Annotated in this window: 22 protein-coding genes; 5 read left to right on the forward strand and 17 right to left on the reverse strand. The window is 72.9% G+C overall.

Annotation, left to right across the window (positions count from 1 at the left end; genetic code table 11):
• Positions 1–79 precede the first annotated feature (79 nt).
• Positions 80–1006 carry an ATP-binding cassette domain-containing protein gene (locus tag ACZ51S_RS23065; protein ID WP_468478483.1) on the forward strand — a complete coding sequence of 309 codons (927 nt, stop codon included), beginning with the start codon at positions 80–82 and terminating at the stop codon, positions 1004–1006.
• The gene (locus tag ACZ51S_RS23070; RefSeq protein WP_468478482.1) at positions 1003–1752 is read left to right on the forward strand and encodes an ABC transporter permease; all 750 of its coding nucleotides are present in this window, start codon (positions 1003–1005) and stop codon (positions 1750–1752) included. Before ACZ51S_RS23065 ends, ACZ51S_RS23070 begins: the two co-directional genes overlap by 4 nt.
• A gap of 92 nt (positions 1753–1844) precedes the next feature.
• On the opposite strand, the gene ACZ51S_RS23075 is transcribed toward ACZ51S_RS23070, so the two are convergent.
• The 9 genes from ACZ51S_RS23075 to ACZ51S_RS23115 all read right to left on the reverse strand — a co-directional run bounded on the left by ACZ51S_RS23075 (position 1845) and on the right by ACZ51S_RS23115 (position 10224).
• Complete coding sequence (locus ACZ51S_RS23075) at positions 1845–2117, reverse strand: DUF1876 domain-containing protein (protein ID WP_388939524.1); 273 nt, start codon at positions 2115–2117, stop codon at positions 1845–1847.
• Positions 2118–2204: 87 nt separating this feature from the next.
• Entirely contained in the window at positions 2205–2795 is a 591-nt protein-coding gene (locus ACZ51S_RS23080) for a TetR/AcrR family transcriptional regulator (protein ID WP_468478481.1), read from the reverse strand.
• A gap of 81 nt (positions 2796–2876) precedes the next feature.
• A complete protein-coding gene (gene hemB, locus ACZ51S_RS23085) occupies positions 2877–3878 on the reverse strand; it encodes a porphobilinogen synthase (protein ID WP_468961847.1) in 1002 nt (333 codons plus the stop codon).
• A 77-nt stretch (positions 3879–3955) separates the two neighbouring features.
• Entirely contained in the window at positions 3956–4351 is a 396-nt protein-coding gene (locus ACZ51S_RS23090; protein ID WP_468478480.1) for a hypothetical protein, read from the reverse strand.
• 143 nt (positions 4352–4494) lie between these two features.
• Positions 4495–6180 carry a bifunctional uroporphyrinogen-III C-methyltransferase/uroporphyrinogen-III synthase gene (locus tag ACZ51S_RS23095; protein WP_388939528.1) on the reverse strand — a complete coding sequence of 562 codons (1686 nt, stop codon included), beginning with the start codon at positions 6178–6180 and terminating at the stop codon, positions 4495–4497.
• Positions 6177–7145: a hydroxymethylbilane synthase gene (gene hemC, locus ACZ51S_RS23100; RefSeq protein ID WP_468961849.1), complete on the reverse strand. Its 969-nt coding sequence runs from the start codon at positions 7143–7145 to the stop codon at positions 6177–6179. Before hemC ends, ACZ51S_RS23095 begins: the two co-directional genes overlap by 4 nt.
• Positions 7142–8848, reverse strand: a complete 1707-nt coding sequence (locus ACZ51S_RS23105; RefSeq protein WP_468889025.1) for a glutamyl-tRNA reductase — start codon at positions 8846–8848, stop codon at positions 7142–7144. The genes hemC and ACZ51S_RS23105 overlap by 4 nt, the downstream gene beginning before the upstream one ends.
• Positions 8845–9672, reverse strand: a complete 828-nt coding sequence (locus ACZ51S_RS23110) for a redox-sensing transcriptional repressor Rex (RefSeq protein ID WP_388939534.1) — start codon at positions 9670–9672, stop codon at positions 8845–8847. Before ACZ51S_RS23110 ends, ACZ51S_RS23105 begins: the two co-directional genes overlap by 4 nt.
• Positions 9673–9945: 273 nt before the next feature.
• The gene (locus ACZ51S_RS23115; RefSeq protein ID WP_468961851.1) at positions 9946–10224 is read right to left on the reverse strand and encodes a glutaredoxin family protein; all 279 of its coding nucleotides are present in this window, start codon (positions 10222–10224) and stop codon (positions 9946–9948) included.
• 99 nt (positions 10225–10323) lie between these two features.
• On the opposite strand from ACZ51S_RS23115, the gene ACZ51S_RS23120 reads away from it, so the two are divergent.
• The 3 genes from ACZ51S_RS23120 to ACZ51S_RS23130 all read left to right on the forward strand — a co-directional run bounded on the left by ACZ51S_RS23120 (position 10324) and on the right by ACZ51S_RS23130 (position 13909).
• The gene (locus ACZ51S_RS23120; RefSeq protein WP_468961853.1) at positions 10324–11328 is read left to right on the forward strand and encodes an HAD family hydrolase; all 1005 of its coding nucleotides are present in this window, start codon (positions 10324–10326) and stop codon (positions 11326–11328) included.
• Positions 11329–11666: 338 nt separating this feature from the next.
• Positions 11667–12470 carry an ECF subfamily RNA polymerase sigma factor, BldN family gene (locus ACZ51S_RS23125; protein ID WP_388939539.1) on the forward strand — a complete coding sequence of 268 codons (804 nt, stop codon included), beginning with the start codon at positions 11667–11669 and terminating at the stop codon, positions 12468–12470.
• Between the two features lie 230 nt (positions 12471–12700).
• Entirely contained in the window at positions 12701–13909 is a 1209-nt protein-coding gene (locus ACZ51S_RS23130; protein ID WP_468478474.1) for a DUF5667 domain-containing protein, read from the forward strand.
• A 75-nt stretch (positions 13910–13984) separates the two neighbouring features.
• Here ACZ51S_RS23130 and ACZ51S_RS23135 read toward each other — a convergent pair whose 3' ends face one another.
• The 8 genes from ACZ51S_RS23135 to ACZ51S_RS23170 form a co-directional block, all read right to left on the reverse strand.
• The gene (locus tag ACZ51S_RS23135; RefSeq protein WP_468961855.1) at positions 13985–14986 is read right to left on the reverse strand and encodes a lysophospholipid acyltransferase family protein; all 1002 of its coding nucleotides are present in this window, start codon (positions 14984–14986) and stop codon (positions 13985–13987) included.
• Positions 14986–16038, reverse strand: coding sequence for an NAD-dependent epimerase/dehydratase family protein (locus ACZ51S_RS23140; RefSeq protein WP_468478472.1), 1053 nt, complete (start codon positions 16036–16038; stop codon positions 14986–14988). The genes ACZ51S_RS23135 and ACZ51S_RS23140 overlap by 1 nt, the downstream gene beginning before the upstream one ends.
• 96 nt (positions 16039–16134) lie before the next feature.
• Positions 16135–16233: a 30S ribosomal protein bS22 gene (locus ACZ51S_RS23145; RefSeq protein WP_003948845.1), complete on the reverse strand. Its 99-nt coding sequence runs from the start codon at positions 16231–16233 to the stop codon at positions 16135–16137.
• Between the two features lie 143 nt (positions 16234–16376).
• Positions 16377–16586 (reverse strand): helix-turn-helix domain-containing protein, encoded by a 210-nt coding sequence (locus tag ACZ51S_RS23150; RefSeq protein ID WP_162688852.1) that lies wholly within the window; start codon positions 16584–16586, stop codon positions 16377–16379.
• A 115-nt stretch (positions 16587–16701) separates the two neighbouring features.
• Positions 16702–17532 (reverse strand): phosphatase, encoded by an 831-nt coding sequence (locus ACZ51S_RS23155; RefSeq protein ID WP_468803856.1) that lies wholly within the window; start codon positions 17530–17532, stop codon positions 16702–16704.
• Positions 17533–17623: 91 nt separating this feature from the next.
• Positions 17624–18772 carry an acetoin utilization protein AcuC gene (locus ACZ51S_RS23160; RefSeq protein WP_468803860.1) on the reverse strand — a complete coding sequence of 383 codons (1149 nt, stop codon included), beginning with the start codon at positions 18770–18772 and terminating at the stop codon, positions 17624–17626.
• On the reverse strand, positions 18744–19967 hold the full coding sequence (locus ACZ51S_RS23165; protein WP_468961857.1) for an MFS transporter: 1224 nt from the start codon (positions 19965–19967) through the stop codon (positions 18744–18746). The genes ACZ51S_RS23160 and ACZ51S_RS23165 overlap by 29 nt, the downstream gene beginning before the upstream one ends.
• A gap of 43 nt (positions 19968–20010) precedes the next feature.
• Positions 20011–20511 (reverse strand): HAD-IA family hydrolase, encoded by a 501-nt coding sequence (locus ACZ51S_RS23170; protein WP_468478469.1) that lies wholly within the window; start codon positions 20509–20511, stop codon positions 20011–20013.
• Positions 20512–20694 lie beyond the last annotated feature (183 nt).

Genomic DNA, 20694 nt, shown 5'->3' on the forward strand with positions numbered 1-20694 from the left:
AGTCGTTGACCCACATCCTAGTTCTGTGTATTACTTACACAGAAGCGCGTAACCCATACGCAGAAGGGACCGTGTCTCCGTGACCACGAACGACCCCGCCCTGTACGCCCGCGGCCTGACCAAGTCCTACGGCGGCACCCGCGTCCTCGACGGCCTCGACCTCGCCGTCCCCCGCGGCTCCGTCCTCGCCCTCCTCGGCCCCAACGGCGCGGGCAAGACCACCTCCGTCCGCATCCTCGCCACCCTCACCGCACCGGACTCCGGAACCGCGCGCGTGGCCGGGCACGACATCACCGGGGCACGGGCCCGCGTACGCGAGAAGATCGCCCTGACCGGGCAGTTCGCGGCCCTGGACGACCTCCAGACCGGCGCCGAGACGCTGAGGATGACGGGCCGGCTGAACGGACTGTCCGCCCGCGACGCCCGCACCCGCGCCGGCGAACTCCTCGACCGCTTCGGCCTGGCCGAGGCCGCCGACCGCCTCGCCCGGACCTACTCGGGCGGGATGCGGCGGCGCCTGGACCTCGCCGCGAGCCTCGTCGGCAGGCCGGAGGTGCTCTTCCTGGACGAGCCCACCACCGGACTCGACCCGCGCAGCCGCCTCGAACTGTGGGAGGTCGTACGGGAGATGCGCGCCGACGGCACCACCGTCCTGCTCACCACCCAGTACCTGGAGGAGGCCGACCGTCTCGCCGACCGGGTCACCGTCCTGGAGGCCGGCCGGATCGCCGCCGAGGGCACCCCGGCCGAGCTGAAGGCCCGGGTCGCCGGACACCGCCTCGACCTCACCCTGACCAGCCGGAAGGCCTACGAGACCCTCGCCGCCCGCGCGGTGCACCACGCCCCCGACGAGCTGACGCTCGGCCTGGCCACCGACGGCTCCGCCGCCCACGTACGGGCCCTGCTCGACGAACTCGACCCCGACCGCACCGTCGTCGGCCGCTTCACCGTGCGCACCGCCACCCTCGACGACGTCTTCCTCGCCCTGACGGGAGCCGCCCGATGAACAACGCCACCGCCCTCACCATGACCGGACGCAGCCTGCGCATCAGCCGCCGCAGCCCGGACGCGCTGATCGCCGCCCTGATGCTGCCGGTGATGCTGATGCTGATCTTCGTCTACTTCTTCGGCGGGGCCATCGACACCGGCACGGAGTACGTGACGTACGTGGTCCCGGGGGCCATGCTGCTGTGCGCGGGCTTCGGCGCGGCGAGCACCGCCGTGAGCGTGGCCGACGACATGAAGAACGGCATCATCGACCGCTTCCGCTCCCTCGACGTGGGCGGCCTGCCCATCCTGGCCGGGCACGTCACGGCCTCGGTCGTGCGGAACCTGCTCTCCACCACCCTGGTGCTGGCCGTCGCCCTCGCCATCGGCTTCCGGCCCTCCGGCGGCCCGCCCGCCCTGCTCGCCGCCGCCGGGCTGCTCGTCGCGTACATCACGGCGATCTCCTGGCTCGCGGCCTCCCTCGGACTGCTGGCCCGGAGCCCGGAGGCGGCCGGCGGGTTCACCTTCCTGATGATGTTCCTGCCCTACCCCTCCAGCGCGTTCGTCCCCATCGACACCATGCCGTCCTGGCTGCACGGCTTCGCCGGGCACCAGCCGCTGACCCCGGTCATCGAATCGCTGCGGGCCCTGCTGCTGGACCAGCCCGCCGGGAACACCCCGTGGACGGCCCTCGCCTGGTGCGCGGGGATCACCGCCCTGGCGCTGACACTGGCGGCTGCGCTGTTCCGCCACCGGACCCGCTGACCGCCCGGGCGGGCCCGGCGCACGGGGCGTGCCGAAGGGCCCACGGCGAAAGTTCCGGCGCGGGCCCTTCGAGCGGACCGGCGGTCAGCGGGTCAGCGGGTCAGCGGGTAGGAGTGCTTCCCCGAGACCTCGTCGATCTCCGTGTGCGCCTTCTGGAGCAGCTGGGACGCGAGGTCCATGAGCGCCCGCGCGCCCGCGATCTCCTCCCCGACCCGCAGCTGCTCCGGATCGGAGGGATGGCGCATGGCGTAGCCGCGCGCCCTCAGTTCGCAGCCGTCACCGAGTCTGAGCAGGGCCGCCGCACCAGTGCGGTGGCCGTCCTCGGTGAACTCCAGCTCCACGTGCCATCCGGCGAGCGTGGCCATGCCGGATCACCTCCACAGTCGGACTACCCCTCCAGGGTGCGCCCGCCCCGCCGGACCCGCGCGGCGGGTCCGGGCCGCCGGGCCCCTTCACGGCTCCAGGCCGCGCCAGACCAGGTCCGGGAGGTGTCTCACCGCCTGGTCGAGGTCCATCTCGTACGTACTGGCCAGCCACCGCTTGGCCGCCTCGCACGGCGGTCCCATCACCATCACCTCGGCCAGCGGCCCGGGCAGCGCCCGCATCTCGCCGTTCGCCATCCGCGCCCCCATCCACGCCGCCATCGGCGCCAGCCTCGCCTCCTTCGCGGCCCGGATCCGCGCCGCGTGCCCGGCGAGGTGGCCCGAGCAGGCGGAGTCGTGCAGGAAGAGCGCGGCGTCCCGGTTGTCCCGGGTGAACTCCAAGTAGGCCCGCACCAGGGCCCGTACGCCGGTCCGGGCCGTGCGGCAGCGCAGCACGGCGGCCGTCATGGCGTCGAACAGCTCGCCCGAGCAGCGGATGTACAGGGCGGCGGCGAGACCGTCGAAACTGCCGAAGTGGTGGTACAGGCTGCCCGGGCTGACCCCGCTGGCCGCCGTCACCGCCTGGACCGTGAAACCCTGCCGGCCGGACTCGGCGTACACGCGCAGGGCGGCCGTCAGGAGCTGGTCGACGGTGGCCGCACCCCGCTGTTGCTTCGCCATGCGGGCCAGCCTAAGGGCTGCCCCGCAGCGCCCCCGGGGTACGGGCCGGGCGGGCCCGTACCCGGGAGTTGACGCCTCGGCCTAGCGCTCGGCGCGCAGCCGCAGCGCGACCTCGGTCGCCCAGTACGTCAGGATCGTGTCCGCGCCCGCGCGCTTGATGCCGAGCAGCGTCTCCATGATCGCCCGGTCGCGCTCGATCCAGCCCTTCTCCGCGGCCGCCTCGACCATCGCGTACTCACCGCTGATCTGGTACGCGGCCACCGGCACGTCCACGGCCTCCGCGACCCGGTGCAGGACGTCCAGGTAGGGGCCGGCCGGCTTCACCATGACCATGTCGGCGCCCTCCTCCAGGTCCAGCGCCAGCTCCCGCAGCGACTCGCGGGCGTTCGCCGGGTCCTGCTGGTAGGTCTTGCGGTCGCCCTGGAGGGAGGAGGCGACGGCCTCGCGGAAGGGCCCGTAGAAGGCGGAGGAGTACTTCGCCGTGTAGGCGAGGACCGCCACGTCCTCGTGCCCCGTCTCGTCCAGCGCGTCACGGATGACGCCGACCTGGCCGTCCATCATCCCGCTCGGGCCCACCACGTGGACGCCCGCGTCGGCCTGGACCTGCGCCATCTCCGCGTACCGCTCCAGCGTCGCGTCGTTGTCGACGCGGCCGTGCTCGTCGAGGACCCCGCAGTGGCCGTGGTCGGTGTACTCGTCCAGGCACAGGTCCGACATGATCACCAGGTCGTCGCCGACCTCGGCCTTCACGTCCCGGATCGCGACCTGGAGGATGCCGTCCGGCTCCGTGCCCGCCGTGCCCAGCGCGTCCTTGTTCCCGTCCGCCGGCACACCGAAGAGCATGATCCCCGAGACCCCCGCCTCGACCGCCTCGACGGCGGCCTTCCGCAGCGTGTCCCGGGTGTGCTGCACCACGCCCGGCATCGCAGAGATCGGGAGCGGCTCGCTGATGCCCTCCCGCACGAAGGCCGGCAGGATCAGGTCCGAGGGGTGCAGCCGGTACTCCGCGACCATCCGCCGCATCGCCGGGGTGGTGCGCAGCCGGCGGGGCCGCGAACCGGGGAAGGATCCGTACGCGCTCATCTTCTAGTCGCCTCTTCGAGCATCGACAGCAGTCGGGACAAGGGTAGGCCCGGCTCCTCCCCGTCCCCGGCCACCCCCTACGGCCAGTCGACCATCGCCATGAAGACGAGCCAGCCCAGCAGCACCAGTCCCGGCGCGGCCAGCGCGAGCTTGACGCGCCGGGCGGAGTTGCGGACCTTCCACGGCAGGGCCCAGCACACCACCAGCAGGACCAGCACGAGCACCAGCCCCGGCCAGAACACCGTCCAGGCCGTCTCGAAGCTCCGGTGGAAGGCGCGGGCGGGCTCCCCGTTGCAGTTGCCGCACGCCATCGGCGAGAGCATCGCGTACACCAGCGACACGAAGGCCATCGGCAGGGTCAGCAGCGTGGAGAGCAGCGGAGCCACGAAGGCCCGCCGGTCCCGGGCGTCCCCGGCGGGGGCGGCGGCGGGGGTCTCGGCGGCGGGGGCTTCGGCGGCGGGGGTCTCGGTCATGTCCCCACTGAACCGCCCGCCGGACCCCGCCGGCATCCGCGCGGCTACTCAACCCGCTACTCAGCCACTCCCGGGTACCCGCCCCGCACACGCCGAAGGGGCCCGGGGCGCACACCGCACCCGGGCCCCTCCAGCCGTTAACCTCACGTCGCGCGACGCCGGCGCGCGCCCGGACGGCGCTCGCTCGGGCGGGCCACCGTCTCACCGGCCGCCTTGGCCGCCTCCCGGCGCGCCTCCCCGTACGCGGCCAGCGCCTCCGCCAGCTTGCCCACGCTCGGCTCCGGCGACAGCACGTCCACGCGCAGCCCGTGCTCCTCCGCCGTCTTGGCCGTCGCCGGCCCGATACAGGCGATGACGGTCACGTTGTGCGGCTTGCCGGCGATGCCGACCAGGTTGCGCACCGTCGAGGACGAGGTGAAGAGCACGGCGTCGAAACCGCCGCCCTTGATCGCCTCACGGGTGTCCGCCGGCGGCGGCGAGGCCCGCACGGTCCGGTAGGCCGTGACGTCGTCGACCTCCCAGCCCAGCTCTATCAGCCCGGCCACCAGCGTCTCCGTGGCGATGTCGGCGCGCGGCAGGAAGACGCGGTCGATCGGGTCGAAGACCGGGTCGTACGGCGGCCAGTCCTCCAGCAGCCCGGCCGCCGACTGCTCACCGCTCGGCACCAGGTCCGGCTTCACGCCGAACTCCACCAGCGCCGCCGCGGTCTGCTCGCCCACCGCGGCGACCTTGATGCCCGCGAAGGCACGCGCGTCGAGCCCGTACTCCTCGAACTTCTCCCGCACCGCCTTGACGGCGTTCACCGACGTGAAGGCGATCCACTCGTACCGGCCCGTCACCAGCCCCTTGACCGCCCGCTCCATCTGCTGCGGGGTGCGCGGCGGCTCCACGGCGATGGTCGGCACCTCGTGGGGCACCGCGCCGTACGAACGCAGCTGGTCGGAGAGCGAGGCGGCCTGCTCCTTCGTACGCGGTACGAGGACCCGCCAGCCGAACAGCGGCTTCGACTCGAACCAGGCCAGCTCCTCGCGCCGCGCCGCGGCACCCCGCTCGCCGACCACGGCTATGACCGGACGCGAACCCTCCGGAGAGGGGAGCACCTTGCCCTGCTTGAACACCTGGGCGATCGTGCCCAGGGTCGCGCTCCAGGTCCGCTGCCGGGTCGTCGTACCGCCCACGGTCACCGTGAGCGGCGTCTCCGGCTTGCGGCCGGCCGACACCAGCTCGGCGGCCGCGCTCGCGACCGTCTCCAGCGTCGCCGAGACGACCACGCCGCAGTCGCTCGCGCCGACCTCGCTCCAGCAGCGCGCCGAAGCGTGCCGCGCGTCCACGAAGCGCACGTCCGCGCCCTGCTCACCGCGCAGCGGCACACCCGCGTACGCGGGCACACCGACGGCGGTCGCCACACCGGGCACCACCTCGAAGGGGATGCCCTGGTGGGCGCAGGCGAGCATCTCCTCGGCCGCGTTCCCCTCCAGCCCGGGGTCGCCGGTCACCGCACGGACGACCCGCCTGCCGGAGCGCGCGGCCTCCATGACAAGATTGGCGACGTCCGCGGCGGTCGACGGAGTACGGATCGCCGGGACACCGGCGGCGGCTGACGCCTCGTCGGCGACCGTCAGCTGAGGCGTGTCGACACCCGCGCGCGCGTGGGTCCGTACGACCTCGAGCACCTCGGGCTCCGCGATCAGTACGTCCGCGGCGGCGAGCGCCTCCACGGCGCGCAGCGTGAGCAGACCCGGGTCGCCCGGACCCGCACCGAGGAAGGTGACGAGCCCGGGGGCGGCTACGCCCGCGAAGGGGGAGGTGGTGGGGCTTGAGGGGTTCAAAGGGATCGCTCCCCCATCAGACCGGCCGCGCCCTTGGCCAGCATCTCGTCCGCGAGTTCGCGGCCGAGCGCCATGGCCTCGTCGTAAGACTGGGGCACGGGACCGGTGGTGGACAGCTGCACCAGCGTCGAACCGTCGAGGGTTCCGACGACACCACGCAGGCGCATTTCATTGACATTCCGCCCGTCGGCCAGCAGGTCGGCGAGCGCGCCCACGGGTGCGCTGCACCCGGCCTCCAGGGCTGCGAGGAGCGCGCGCTCCGCGGTCACGGCGGCCCGCGTGTGCGGGCAGTCGAGCCGGCCGAGCGCGGAGATGAGGTCCGCGTCGGAGGCGAGGCACTCCACGGCCAGGGCACCCTGGCCGGGCGCGGGCAGCACGTTGTCGACCGCCAGCAGGTCGGTCGCCTCGTCGGCGCGGCCGATCCGGTTCAGGCCGGCCGCGGCCAGCACGACCGCGTCGAGCTCGCCGGCGCGCACGAAGCCGATCCGGGTGTCGACGTTGCCGCGGATCGCGACGGTCTCGATGGACTTGCCCAGGCTGCGGGCGTACGCGTTCAGCTGCGCCGTGCGGCGCGGCGAACCGGTGCCCACACGGGCGCCGTCCGGCAGCTGCTCGAAGGTCAGGCCGTCGCGGGCCACGAGCGCGTCGCGCGGGTCCTCGCGCTCCGGCATGGCCGCGATGACCAGCTCGTCGGGCTGCGCGGTCGGCAGGTCCTTCAGCGAGTGCACGGCGAAGTCGACCTCGCCGCGGAACAGGGCCTCGCGCAGGGCCGTGACGAACACGCCGGTGCCGCCGATCTGCGCGAGGTGCTCGCGGGACACGTCACCGTAGGTCGTGATCTCCACGAGCTCGACGGGCCGGCCGGTGATCGCCCGTACCGCCTCGGCGACGTGCCCGGACTGGGACATGGCCAGCTTGCTGCGTCGCGTGCCAAGCCGGAGGGGCTGGTCGGGACGTGTGTTCATGATGCCCGTCCTGGGTCGTCGTTCTTCGGATCGGCCGCGTCCGCCCGGCTGACGGATGCCACCGTCTGAGGGTCGAGGTCGAAGAGTTCGCGCAGCGCCTCCGCGTACCCGGCGCCGCCGGGCTCGCTCGCGAGCTGCTTGACGCGCACGGTCGGCGCGTGGAGGAGCTTGTCGACGACGCGGCGCACGGTCTGGGTGACCTCCGCGCGCTGCCGCTCGTCGAGATCGGGTACCCGCCCGTCGAGCCGTGCCACCTCCATGGCGACGACCTCGGCGGCCATCGCCCGCAGGGCGACGACGGTGGGCGTGATGTGCGCGGCCCGCTGCGCGGCGCCGAAGGCGGCCACCTCGCCGGCGACGATGCCGCGCACGGCGTCGACGTCGGCGGCCATGGGCGCGTCGGCGGAGGCCTCGGCGAGGCTCTCGATGTCGACGAGCCGCACGCCCGGGATGCGGTGCGCGGCGGCGTCGATGTCCCGGGGCATGGCCAGGTCCAGCAGGGCCAGCCGTACGGGGACGGCCCCGTCCGCCTGGCTCCGCGCCGCCCGGCGCGGCTGCCGCTGCGCGGCGGCCTCGCCCTGGTCGGCCCAGGCCCCGTGAAGTTCGAGGGAGCCGGCGTCGACCCCGGCGAGGGCGGAGCGCCCGTCGCCGGCGGCGGCGTCCGCCCCGACGGGGCAGCCGTCGGCCTCGGCGGCGGCGGCCGCCGTGATGGTCCGCGCGGCGCCGGCGTCGGCGAGCCGCCGCCCGCCCTCGGCGGCGGCCACGAGCCGGGCCACCACCTCGGCGTCGACGGCCGCGCCGCCGGCGAGCGCGTCGCGGCCGCCCGCGTCCGGCGCCTGCGGCGCGGCGGGCCCGGACTCGAACCCGGAGGCGGACAGCGCGAGGGCGACGTCGTCCCCGGTCAGCACCAGCCCGGTGGCCCCGGTGCACGACACGACCACGTCGACGCGGGTCAGCTCGTCCGTGATGGTGGACATCGGAACGGCCCGCGCCGCGACACCAGTGCCCGAGGCAACCAAAATCTCCGCGAGACGTTCCGCCCGCTCCGCGGTCCGGTTCGCCACGACCACCTCGGCGACACCCACCCGCGCCAGCGTCGCCGCCGCGAGCGAGGACATCGAACCGGCGCCGATCACCAGCGCCCGCTTGCCGGCGGCCCACTCCCCCACCGGCAGGTTCACCGCGAGCTGCTCCAGCCCGAACGTCACCAGGGACTGCCCGGCCCGGTCGATCCCGGTCTCCGAGTGCGCCCGCTTGCCGACGCGCAGCGCCTGCTGGAAGAGGTCGTTGATCAGCCGGCCGGCCGTGTGGAGCTCCTGCCCCAGGGCCAGCGCGTCCTTGATCTGGCCGAGGATCTGGCCTTCGCCGACGACCATCGAGTCCAGCCCGCACGCCACCGAGAACAGGTGGTGCACGGCCCGGTCCTCGTAGTGCACGTACAGATAGGGGGTCAGCTCCTCCAGGGCGACCCCGCTGTGCTGCGCGAGCAGCGTCGACAGCTCGGCGACACCCGCGTGGAACTTGTCCACGTCCGCGTACAGCTCGATGCGGTTGCAGGTGGCGAGGACGGCGGCCTCGGCCGCCGGCTCGGCGGCCAGGGTGTCGTGCAGCAGCTTGGCCTTGGCGTCGGCGGACAGCGAGGCCCGCTCCAGCACGCTCACCGGCGCGCTGCGGTGGCTCAGGCCTACGACGAGCAGACTCATGCCGGCATCACCGCCGGCACGTCGCCCTCGGGGCCGCCCTTGCGAGCGGCCGCGGCGGCCCGCCCGGCCGGCGGCTCGACGGCGGCGACGGGCGCGGCACCGGCGCCGGTGGCGACCGCGTCCGCGCCGGACACGGCGACGGCCTCGGCGTCCGTACCGGACTCGCCCGCCTTGCGCTGCTCGTGGAACGCCAGGATCTGGAGCTCGATGGACAGGTCGACCTTGCGCACGTCCACGCCCTCCGGCACGGACAGCACGGTCGGCGCGAAGTTCAGGATGGAGGTGACACCGGCGGCGATCAGCCGCTCGCTGACCTGCTGGGCCGCGCCCGCGGGCGTGGCGATGACGCCGATGGAGACGCCGTTCTCCTCGATGATCCTCTCGAGGTCGTCGGTGTGCTGCACGGGCATGCCGGCCACCGGCTTGCCGGCCATGGCCGGGTCGGCGTCGATCAGCGCCGCCACGCGGAAGCCGCGCGACGCGAAACCGCCGTAGTTGGCGAGGGCCGCGCCGAGGTTGCCGATTCCGACGATGACGACCGGCCAGTCCTGGGTCAGGCCGAGCTCGCGGGAGATCTGGTAGACGAGGTACTCGACGTCGTAGCCGACGCCGCGCGTCCCGTACGAACCGAGGTACGAGAAGTCCTTGCGCAGCTTCGCGGAGTTGACTCCGGCGGCGGCCGCGAGCTCCTCGGAGGACACCGTGGGCACCGATCGCTCGGAGAGCGCGGTGAGGGCGCGCAAGTACAGCGGAAGCCGGGCGACAGTGGCCTCGGGAATACCTCGGCTGCGGGTCGCCGGTCGGTGAGTTCGGCCAGTTGCCACGATGCTCCTGCGGGATGAGCGGGGCTGCAGGCGGCCTTTTGTCCCAGGACCGCCCCGTCGAATGCAGGCTATGTCTTTGTGAACGCGTGCACAAAGATTGTGTCCGCTTTGTCCGAGCAAAGTGACCGGGGTCACGCGGGCCGGGCGGAGGGGGCCCGGACCGGGAACGGGCCGAACCCGTTCAAATCCCGAGGGGGGCAAAACGGTACACACTCCTCATCGATACGCCCCCGAGTCCCCATAAATCGCCCATGATGGTAACGGGCGAAACGGTCAGGTTCCCAACGCCCGCCGCAGCCGGTCAGGGTTCACCCTCCAGAAGGTGTGCTGTTCACCGTCGACCAGCACCACCGGGATCTGCTCCCAGTACAGCCGGTGCAGCTCCTCGTCCTGCGAGATGTCCTTCTTCTCCCACTGTGCGCCCGTCTCGGCGCACACCTTCTCGATCACCTCCTGGGCGTCATCGCACAGATGGCACCCCGGCTTCCCCACGAGCGTCACCATCCGCTCCTGGGGACGCTTCTTTTCCTTACGGCGCAGCAGAGGACTCATGCGGCCATTGTCCCGCGCCGGACCGGGGGGTCCGAAGAGTTAACCGCCCCGTCTCCCGGCGGTTCGGGAACTCCCGAACACAATGGCTATGCTCGCGTCATGGCCGCTCTCGGATGGCTCACCCCCCGTAAGCGCTCCGCGACCGCGCGGAGCGTACTGGCCGGCGAGGCCTCGGCAGAGGCCGCCCGCAAGACCGCGCGGGCCGGCGCCCCGCACACCACCGGGCCGGCCGTCGCGCCGCGGGCCCTGCCCGAAGCGCCACCGGAAACCGCACCGGAGGCCGCGCCCGAAGCCCTGCGCGAAGCCGCCGAGCCGGAGTTCCCGGTCCACGGCGACGACCTCGCCGCCGCCTTCTTCGACCTCGACAACACCGTCATGCAGGGCGCCGCGATCTTCCACTTCGGCCGCGGCCTCTACAAGCGCGAGTTCTTCCGCCGCCGCGAACTGGCCCGCTTCGCCTGGCAGCAGGCCTGGTTCCGGCTCGCCGGGGTCGAGGACCCCGAGCACATGCAGGACGCGCGCGACAGCGCCCTGTCCATCGTCAAGGGCCACAAGGTCTCCGAACTCACCGCCATCGGCGAGGAGATCTACGACGAGTACATGGCGGAGCGGATCTGGCCGGGCACCCGCGCCCTGGCCCAGGCGCACCTCGACGCCGGCCAGAAGGTCTGGCTGGTCACCGCCGCCCCCGTCGAGACGGCCACGATCATCGCCCGCCGCCTCGGCCTGACCGGCGCCCTGGGCACCGTCGCCGAGTCCGTGGACGGGATCTACACGGGGCGCCTGGTCGGCGAGCCGCTGCACGGCCCCGCGAAGGCGGAGGCGGTGCGCGCGCTGGCCGCCGCCGAGGGCCTCGACCTCGAACGCTGCGCGGCGTACAGCGATTCGCACAACGACATCCCGATGCTGTCCCTGGTCGGACATCCGTACGCGATCAATCCCGACACAAAACTGCGCAAGCATGCCCGCGCCCACGACTGGCGGCTGCGCGACTATCGGACCGGCCGCAAGGCCGTGAAGGTCGGCGTCCCGGCCGCCGCCGGAGTCGGCGCGATCGCGGGCGGCGCGGCCGCCGCCATCGCCCTGCACCGGCGCCGCCGGTAGCAGCACCGGGCCCGGGCCTTCCGCGGGCCCCCGGCGGTCATTCGCTCCCCTCTACCCGCGCCGTCGGCGCGGCACTCCGGCCTGCCCGACCCGGTCGTGAGCCAGCGTGGAAGCGTCCATTCCGCGTCTCCAAGCGATCAGGAATCGATCACCAACCGGGCCTGAATATGCCCTCGACACGCAACAGAAATGTCGGAACCGGTGATTTAGGCAACTGGGTGTAGCGCTGCCTGTACGAAGCGTTATTCTCCTCAAACGCATGCCGCCGCCCATCTGTCGCCACGACGGGTGAACGGTCCCGCACTGCACGTGATGGAAGCTCTGCCTCTGGGAGTCCCGTGTACCCACCTGTCGGGGTTGACGCCTCGGGCCTGGCTACGCTGCGCGCGACGGTCCTCGACCACCTGCGCGGCTTCGTCCCCACCGCGTACGCCGTCCCCGCCCTCGCCGCCGCGGTCCCTGCCGGCCTCGGCCCGGCCGGCCCTTGCTACGCCCTGACGGACGGCGGAGCCACCGTGGGCAGACGCGGTCGCCCGGCCGCCGCCGCCGGCGGAACCAGCACGCCCACCGCCCGCCGCCCCACCGCGGACAGCGACCAGGCCCGCATGATGGACCTGGTCGAACGCGCCCAGGCCGGTGAGGCGGACGCCTTCGGCCGCCTCTACGACCAGTACAGCGACACGGTGTACCGCTACATCTACTACCGCGTCGGCGGCAAGGCGACCGCGGAGGACCTCACCAGTGAGACCTTCCTGCGGGCGCTGCGCCGCATCTCCACCTTCACCTGGCAGGGCCGCGACTTCGGCGCCTGGCTGGTGACCATCGCGCGGAACCTGGTGGCGGACCACTTCAAGTCCAGCCGCTTCCGCCTGGAGGTCACCACCGGCGAGATGCTCGACGCCAACGAGGTGGAGCGCAGCCCCGAGGACTCCGTCCTGGAGTCCCTCTCCAACGCGGCCCTGCTCGAAGCCGTACGGAAACTCAACCCCCAGCAGCAGGAGTGCGTCACCTTGCGCTTCCTCCAGGGCCTCTCGGTCGCCGAGACCGCCCGGGTGATGGGCAAGAACGAAGGAGCGATCAAAACGCTCCAGTACCGGGCGGTCCGCACCCTGGCCCGCCTGCTGCCGGACGACGCCCGCTGACCCTCTCCCGCACGACCCGACCTCACACCCGGTGACCCCTCGATGACGCTGTGGTCCGATCATCCTTCGTCCGTAACCCAAGTGCCGCGCCGCTCGTTGTGCGGAATGCAGGCTCCCTGTGGACACGCCCTGCCCGAAGCCGCTCACCCGAAAGTGTGGATGTGCTCAAGGAAGGCAACCTTCCGGACACCTGGGGGAGTCGATCGTCATGACGAGAGGAGGTGCCGCCAGTGATCGCGAACGTGACTCCGCACCGGCGGGCGAACGCCTTCGCCCAGGCCCTGGAGGACCGGACCGCGTCCGGTCTTTCAGAACCGGACCCGGCGGCCGAGCAGCCCGAGGCACCTGCCGAATCCGCCGACCACGAACGGTTGTTGGCCCTGGCGAACGTGCTCGGCGAAATGCCGCGCCCGGTGCTGGACCCCGAGGTCAAAGTGGTGCAACGAGCACAGCTCGTCGCCGCCATGGAGGCCATGGTGATGGAGGAGAGGGCCGGGGGCGGTGCCGCCGCGGACCCTCTGGTGCCCGAGCAGCGGACCGGCCGCGGCGCCCACCGGGCGACCTCGCTCCGGAAATTGCGGCCCCGCTCCCGCTGGTCCAAGGGCATCGCAGCGGGGGGCCTCACCGTGGGTGTGGCCGCAGGGGCCTTCAGCGGAGTGGCCGCTGCCAGCACCGACGCCCTGCCCGGTGATCCCCTCTACCCGGTCAAGCTGGGCATGGAAGACCTGAAGCTGGGCATGGCCGACGAGGGCGCGGACCGGGGCGAGGTCTACCTCGACCGGGCCTCCAACCGCATGTCCGAAGCGCGCCGGCTGATGGAACGCGGCCGCTCCGGCCCCCTGGACCACGAGATCCTGGGCGCGATCCGGCGGGCGCTGGCAGGCATGCAGCACGACGCGGCGGAGGGCCACCGGCTGCTCCAGGCCGCCTACGAGCGGGACGGTTCGCTCGGCCCGATCCAGACCCTGTCCTCGTTCTCCAACTCCCACCGCGACGCGTGGGGCCGGATCCGTTCCAGCCTGCCGCCGCAGCTCATGGACGTGGGGAACGAGGTCACCTCGGTCTTCCAGGCCATAGACGATGAGGTGGCGCCGCTCCAGGGCCTGCTGCCCAAGCCCCCGGAGCAGCACCGCACCGCCCCGGGCGGGACCCCGGGCAGGCCGAGCGCCCCGGCGCCGGGCAAGCAGCAGTCCGCACCGGCACCGGACGGCCCGGCGTCGGCCCAGTCCCCCGCCGCCCCCAGCCCCTCCGGAAGCCACGCCCCGGCCCCCGGCAGCGGCCTCCTGGGCGGCACGGGCAACCTGCTGAACCCGCCGGCACACGGCCAGTCCGCGCCGCCCCCGGCGACCCCGGCACAGCCCCAGCCGGACATCACCCTCCCGCCGCTCCTCCCGGACCTCCTCCCGGGCCTGGGCATCCGGGCGGAGGACGCCGAGTAAGAAGCGGAACGCCAGGCGCGGTTGGCTGCACCAACCCCGCCTGGCGTTCCCGCGCGAGCATCAGCAGCCCGGGCCTCAGAAGAAGACGGACCTCCGCTGCACCAGCAGCTTGTACAGCGTGTGCTGGATCTGCTCCCGCACCTGGTCCGTCAGGTTGAACATCAGCATCGGGTCCTCGGCGGCCTCCGGCGCGTACCTGTCCGTCGGGATCGGCTCCCCGAACTGGATGGTCCACTTCGTCGGCAGGGGCACCGCCCCCAACGGCCCGAGCCACGGGAACGTCGGCGTCAGCGGGAAGTACGGCAGCCCCAGCAGCCGCGCCAGCGTCTTCGCGTTCCCGATCATCGGGTAGATCTCCTCCGCCCCCACGATCGAGCACGGCACGATCGGCGTGCCCGCCCGCAGCGCCGTCGAGACGAACCCGCCCCGCCCGAACCGCTGGAGCTTGTACCGCTCACCGAACGGCTTCCCTATCCCCTTGAAGCCCTCCGGCATCACCCCGACCAGCTCCCCGGCCTCCAGCAGCCGCTGCGCGTCCTCCGCGCAGGCCAGCGTGTGACCGGCCTTCCGTGCGAGCTCGTTCACCACCGGCAGCATGAACACCAGGTCCGCCGCCAGCAGCCGCAGGTGCCGCTCGGCCGGATGGTGGTCGTGGACGGCGACCTGGAGCATCAGCCCGTCCAGCGGGAGCGTCCCCGAGTGGTTGGCGACGATCAGCGCGCCGCCATCCTTCGGGATGTTCTCGACGCCCTTGACCTCCACCCGGAAGTACTTGTCGAACAGCGGCCGCATCAAGGACATCAGGACCTGGTCCGTCAGCTCCTTGTCGTAGCCGAACTCGTCGACCTCGTACTCGCCCGTGATCCGCCGCCGCAGGAACGCCAGCCCGCCCGCGATCCGCCGGTCCCAGCCGCCGTCACTCCCCGCCCGCGCGGCCCCGGCCCCCGGCCCGTCCAGGGGCTCCACGACCGGCTGTACCGCCTCCGGCCGGTCCGGGACCGCCCGTACCTTCCGGGCCGCGCCGGACCGCCGGCGCGGCCGGTCCTCGTCGAACGGGATGACCTTGGCGTCGGCCACTATCGCTCCACTCCCTCGTCAACGTCCAACAGCTCCGCGATCCGCCCCACGGCCCGCCCCACCCGCTCCGGCGGCAGCAGCCCGCCGCCCCGGCTCCGCGCGAAGTCCGCGAAGGCCTCGGCGGTCGTGTACATGGGCCGGAAGCCCAGCGTCTCCCGCATCTGCGTGGTCTCCACGACCCGCCCGTACGTCAGCAGCCGGATCTGCTCCGGCGAGAAGTCCGTCGCCCCCACCGCCCGCAGCGCCTGCCCCACCCACGTCACCGCGGGCAGCAGGAAGGGCACCGTCGGCCGCCCCAGCCGCCGCGCGCACTGCGACAGCAGCAGCACCCCGTCGCCCGCGATGTTGAACGTCCCGCTGTTCAGCGTCCCCCGCTCCGGCTCCCCCGCCGCCAGCCGCAGCACGTCCATCACGTCGTCCTCGTGGACGAACTGCAGCCGCGGGTCGTACCCCAGGACCGTGGGCATCACCGGCATGGAGAAGTACTCCGCGAGCGCCGAGTCCGCGAACGGCCCCAGGATGTTCGCGAAGCGCAGCACGCACACCGCCACGTCCGGCCGCCGGCGCGCGAAGCCCCGTACGTAGCCCTCGACCTCGGCGGCGTCCTTCGCGAAGCCCCCCGCCGGCAGCGTCTTCGGCTGCGTCGTCTCCGTGAAGACGGCCGGGTCCCGCGCCGTGCCCCCGTACACGCTGGTGCTCGACTTCACCACGAGCCGCCGTACCGTCGGGGACTTCTGGCAGGCCCCCAGGAGCTGCATGGTCCCGATGACGTTCGTTTCCTTGACGGCGCTGCGCCCGCCCGGCAGGCCCGCGGCGGCGCCGCCGGTGACCGCGAGATGGACCACCGTGTCCACGGCGTGCTCCGCGAGCACCCGGGCGATGGCCGACTGCCTGATGTCCGTCCGCACGAACTCGGCCGAACCGAGCCGGTGCGGCGGGCTCACCGCGTCGACCGCGATGACCCGTTCCACTCCGGGGTCGCGCTGGACGCGGCGCACGAAGCGGCCCCCCAGCTGCCGGGCTGCCCCGGTGACGAGCACGACCTTCCCCACGAGCTCAGCGCCTCCCTCGAAGAAGTACCCCCGACTGCACCGCAGCCCCCCCACCAGGATGGTGGAGGGGCTGCGGAAAACACGTACAGCTGCCGTTTACTTCTTGTTACGGCGCTGGACGCGGGTGCGCTTGAGCAGCTTGCGGTGCTTCTTCTTAGCCATCCGCTTGCGCCGCTTCTTGATAACAGAGCCCACGACTACCCTCGCTCACTTCTCTTCACTGGTGCGGGGCGTCTGGGCCCACACGACCTACGTCGGCCTAGCCTACCCGCCCGAGGTCCGAGCTTGTAATCCGAGCCCTCCGCAGGTGTGGCCGAGCCTCGACGGGATGCCGAATCTCAGGCCGACTCCACCCCCACGAAGGACTCCCGGAGGTACTCGTGGACCGCGTTCTCGGGGACCCGGAAGGACCGGCCCACCCGGATCGCGGGCAGATGACCGTTGTGCACCAGCCGGTACACGGTCATCTTCGACACTCGCATCACCGAGGCGACCTCCGCCACGGTCAGGAACTGAACCTCGCTGAGAGGCCTCTCGCCAGCAGCCATGACACCCACCTGACCTTCCGCGCATGACGGGCACCGGCTTCCCCTCCGGTTACTCCTCGTCGTCGCACGCTCACTCCCCAGAGTAGGGGCGGGTGATACGAGTGGGGAAGAGGAGCTACGGCCACTCCTGACGCCCCGACAGCCCGGCGCGGTGCAACACGTGCCGGATCACCGGCCCGTAGTAGTCCGCCCGCACCCCGTCATCAAGCGGAACGGCCACCGCCACCCGCCCCTCGGCCTCCCCGACGAACAGCGCCGGATCATCCGTATCGCCCAGCCCGATCGCCTCCACACCGAGCTGACCTGCGCCGCAGACCCACCCGTGGTCACCCACCACCAGCCCCGGCAGCGGCCCCCCGGCCTCCGCCAGCGCACCCAGCGCCAGCCGAACCGGCAGCGGCGAATGGGAGTGTGCGCCGGTGGCACTCCCGGCCCCCCGCGCGCCGGGCTCCCGCACCAGAGCGACCCCCCGTACGTAATCGAGGAGGTGCGGGCGTACCCCGAACCGGGTCGCCATGTCGACATGCACCCCCTGCGCCGGAGTGAGGACAACACATCCCGCCGCCGACAGCGCCCCCGCCAAAGCGGCGTAGAAGGGCAGGAGCCGGTGCGGGTGCCCCGTCCCCAGCAGCACCGGCGACCGGGCCCCCGCCGCCACCGCCAAACGCTCCGCGAAGGCCTCCAGGGCCGCCAGCGTCCGCTCCGGATCGATCACGTCCGGGCCCCTGACGTGCGACGGGTCCGCCGAGACCCCGCACTTGGCCGCCATCAGCCCCAGCAGCTCACCCACGCCCCAGCGCCGCTCCGGCTCCAGCCCCAGCAACACCCGCGGATCCCCCGCCGCGAACAGCCGGTACCTGCGCAGACTCTCCTCCCGCGTCGTGGCGACGGGCCCGGCCAACCGGGCGGCCAGCAGATGCGCACGCAACGCGCCGGTGCTCAACACCCTCCGATGCTGCCGCACCGGATCTGCCGGTTCATCAATTCCGCCGAACCGCCCCACAGTTGGCGTAACCGTGCCAGCGGCTGACCCCCCGTCACACCAGCATCCCGCGCAACGGGAACACCGCCTTCCGCGTCGCCAGAACGGCCTGATCCGTACGGTCCGCCGGATCGTAACCGGCGTCCCAGTCCCGCCATCCCGGCGTCCGCCCGTCCGTCATCCGGGCCGGCCCCGGCTGCCGCGTCCGCGCGTACGCCTCGTCCCGCCACGACTGCGGGACCTCCGCCCGCGGATCCACCGGCCGGTGCGCCGCGATCCCCACCAGGTGCGTCCACGACCGCGGTACGACGTCCACCACCGCGTACCCGCCGCCGCCCAGCGCCAGCCACCGCCCGCCCGCGTACTCGTGCGCCAGGGCGTGACAGGCCTCCTGCACCGCGCGCTGCGCGTCCAGCGACACCGCCAGGTGCGCGAGCGGGTCCTCGAAGTGCGTGTCCGCCCCGTGCTGGGTCACCAGCACCTGCGGCCGGAAGTCCGCCAGCAGCTCCGGCACCGTCGCGTGGAAGGCCCGCAGCCACCCCTCGTCCCCGGTCCCCGCCGCCAGCGCCACGTTCACCGCGCTCCCCTCGGCGCCCGGACCGCCCGTCTCCTCGGGCCAGCCCGTCTGCGGGAACAGCGTCCGCGGGTGCTCGTGCAGCGACACCGTCAGCACCCGGGGGTCGTCCCAGAAGGCCGCCTGCACCCCGTCCCCGTGGTGCACGTCCACGTCCACGTACGCGACCCGCTCCGCGCCCAGCTCCAGCAGCCGCGCGATGGCCAGGGCCGCGTCGTTGTACACGCAGAACCCGGCCGCCCCGCCCGGCATCGCGTGGTGCAGCCCGCCCGCGAAGTTCACCGCGTGCCGGGCCTCCCCGCGCCACAGCGCCTCCGCCGCCGCCACCGACTGTCCGGCGATCAGCGCGGACGCCTCGTGGATCCCGGGGAAGGCGGGATCGTCGACAGTCCCCAGCCCGTACGCGCCGTCCGCCGTCCCGGGATCCGCCGACACCGCCCGCACCGCGGCCACGTAGTCCTCCCGGTGGACCAGCCGCAGCGTCGACTCCCCCGCGGCCCGGGCCGCCCGCACCTCCATCTCCCGGTCCAGCCCGAAGGCCCGCACCAGTCCCATGGTCAGCGCCAGGCGCACCGGGTCCATCGGATGGCCGGGGCCGAAGTCATACCCCGTTACCGCCTCGTCCCACATCAACAGCCCGGTCACCGGCTCGCCGCTCATGCCCGACACCGTATCGGTCCGGGTCCGCGCCGAACGAGCGGGCGTAGAACAAGGTCACCAGCACCAGCACCATCGGCACCACCATCGCGCCCCGGTAGCTCCAGGCGTCCCCGATCCCGCCGACCAGCGGCGAACCGATCAGGAAGCCCACGTAGTTGAAGATGTTCAGCCGCGCCACCGCCGTGTCGGAAGCACCGGGGAACAACCGCCCCGCCGCCGCGAAGGTCTGCGGCACGATCACGCACAGCCCGGTCCCCAGCAGGGTGAAGCCCAGCATCCCCACCCAGGCCCCCGGCGCCACCGCCACCACCGCGAACCCGCCGGCCGCCACCACCGTCCCGGCCCGCACCACGGCCACCGCCCCGAACCGGCGCACCCCGAGGTCCCCCACCGCCCGCCCGGCCAGCGTCGTCACCATGTACACGTTGTAGGGAACCGTCGCCAGCTGCTCCGAGCCGCCCAGCACGTCCTGGAGGTACTTCGCACTCCAGTTCGCCACCGTCGAGTCGCCGATGTACGCGCACGCCATCACCAGGCACAGCGGCAGCAGCAGCTTCCCCCCGCCCGCCGGCCACCCCTGCTCCGTCTTTCCGACGCCGGCCCGCGCGTCGACGTACGACCGGCTCGCCAGCAGCGCCGCCGGCAACAGCACCGCCACCGCGGGCAGATACCCGGCGAACAGCGGAAGCTGCCAGTGCGCCCCCGCCCACGCCGCCGACGCCCCCAGGATCCCGCCGAGGCTGTACGAGGCGTGGAAGCCCAGCATGATGCTGCGCCCGTACTCCCGTTGGAGGCTGACCCCGAGCATGTTCATCGAGGCGTCCAGCGCGCCCACCGCCAGCCCGAACACCCCCAGGGCCACCGCCACCTGCCACATGCCGCGGCCGGCCCCGACCCCGAGCAGGGCCAGCAGGACGACGGGCTGCGCCCACCGCAACACCGCGCTCGGCGCGACCCGCTTCACCAGGTGCTCGGTGGCGACGCTGGAGACCCCGGCGAGGACGGGCACGGCGGCGAGGAAGGCGGGCAGCAGCCCGTCGGATATCCCGTACCGGTCCTGGATGGCCGGGATCCGGGTCACCAGGAGGGCGAAGGCGACCCCCTGCACGAAGAAGCTGAACCCGAGCGCGCCGCGCCCACGGCGGAGCCGTGCGTCAACCGTCATGGCGGCACAGCGTAGGCCCCGCCACTACCGGTGGGTAGAGAGATCACGCACCCAATCCGTCGCCCAGCCCGAGCAGGGAGGACAACTCCTTCATCTCCCCGAAGCAGGCCGTGGCACCGGCGAGTTCCTCGGCGGGGACCAGGGAGGTGAAGCCGAACACGTCCATCCCGGCGGCCCGGGCGGCCCGCACCCCGGCCACGCCGGCCTCGACCACCACGCATCGCGCGGGGGCGACGCCCATCATGTCGGCGGCGTGGAGGAACAGGTCCGGAGCCGGCTTGTCCTGCCCGACGTCCTCCGCACTGAAGATCCACTCCTCTTCGAACCACTCGCCCATGCCGGTCGCGTCGTGGGTGGCCCGGATCTGCTCGTGCCCGGAGGAGGAGGTCACGCAGTAGGGCATGCCGAGCGCGGACAGCGCCGCCAGCACCTCGGTCACCCCGGGCACGGGCCGTAGCTCGCGCGAGGGCGGGATCGTATCGGAGAGCGGCTCACTGTCCACGAGGACGCCGTCGTTGTCGAAGATGACCAGCTCGTAGCCCATCAGGCCACCATACGAGCAGTCAGCCGAGGTTGACGGGAACCGCGTGCTGGTAAACGGCTGAACGCGCCCTGAACGCAGAAAAGCCCCACACCAGAAGGTGCGGGGCTTTCCCACAATGATTGTTCGGCGGCGTCCTACTCTCCCACAGGGTCCCCCCTGCAGTACCATCGGCGCTGAAAGGCT

Source organism: Streptomyces sp. NPDC034043, from assembly GCF_055575675.1.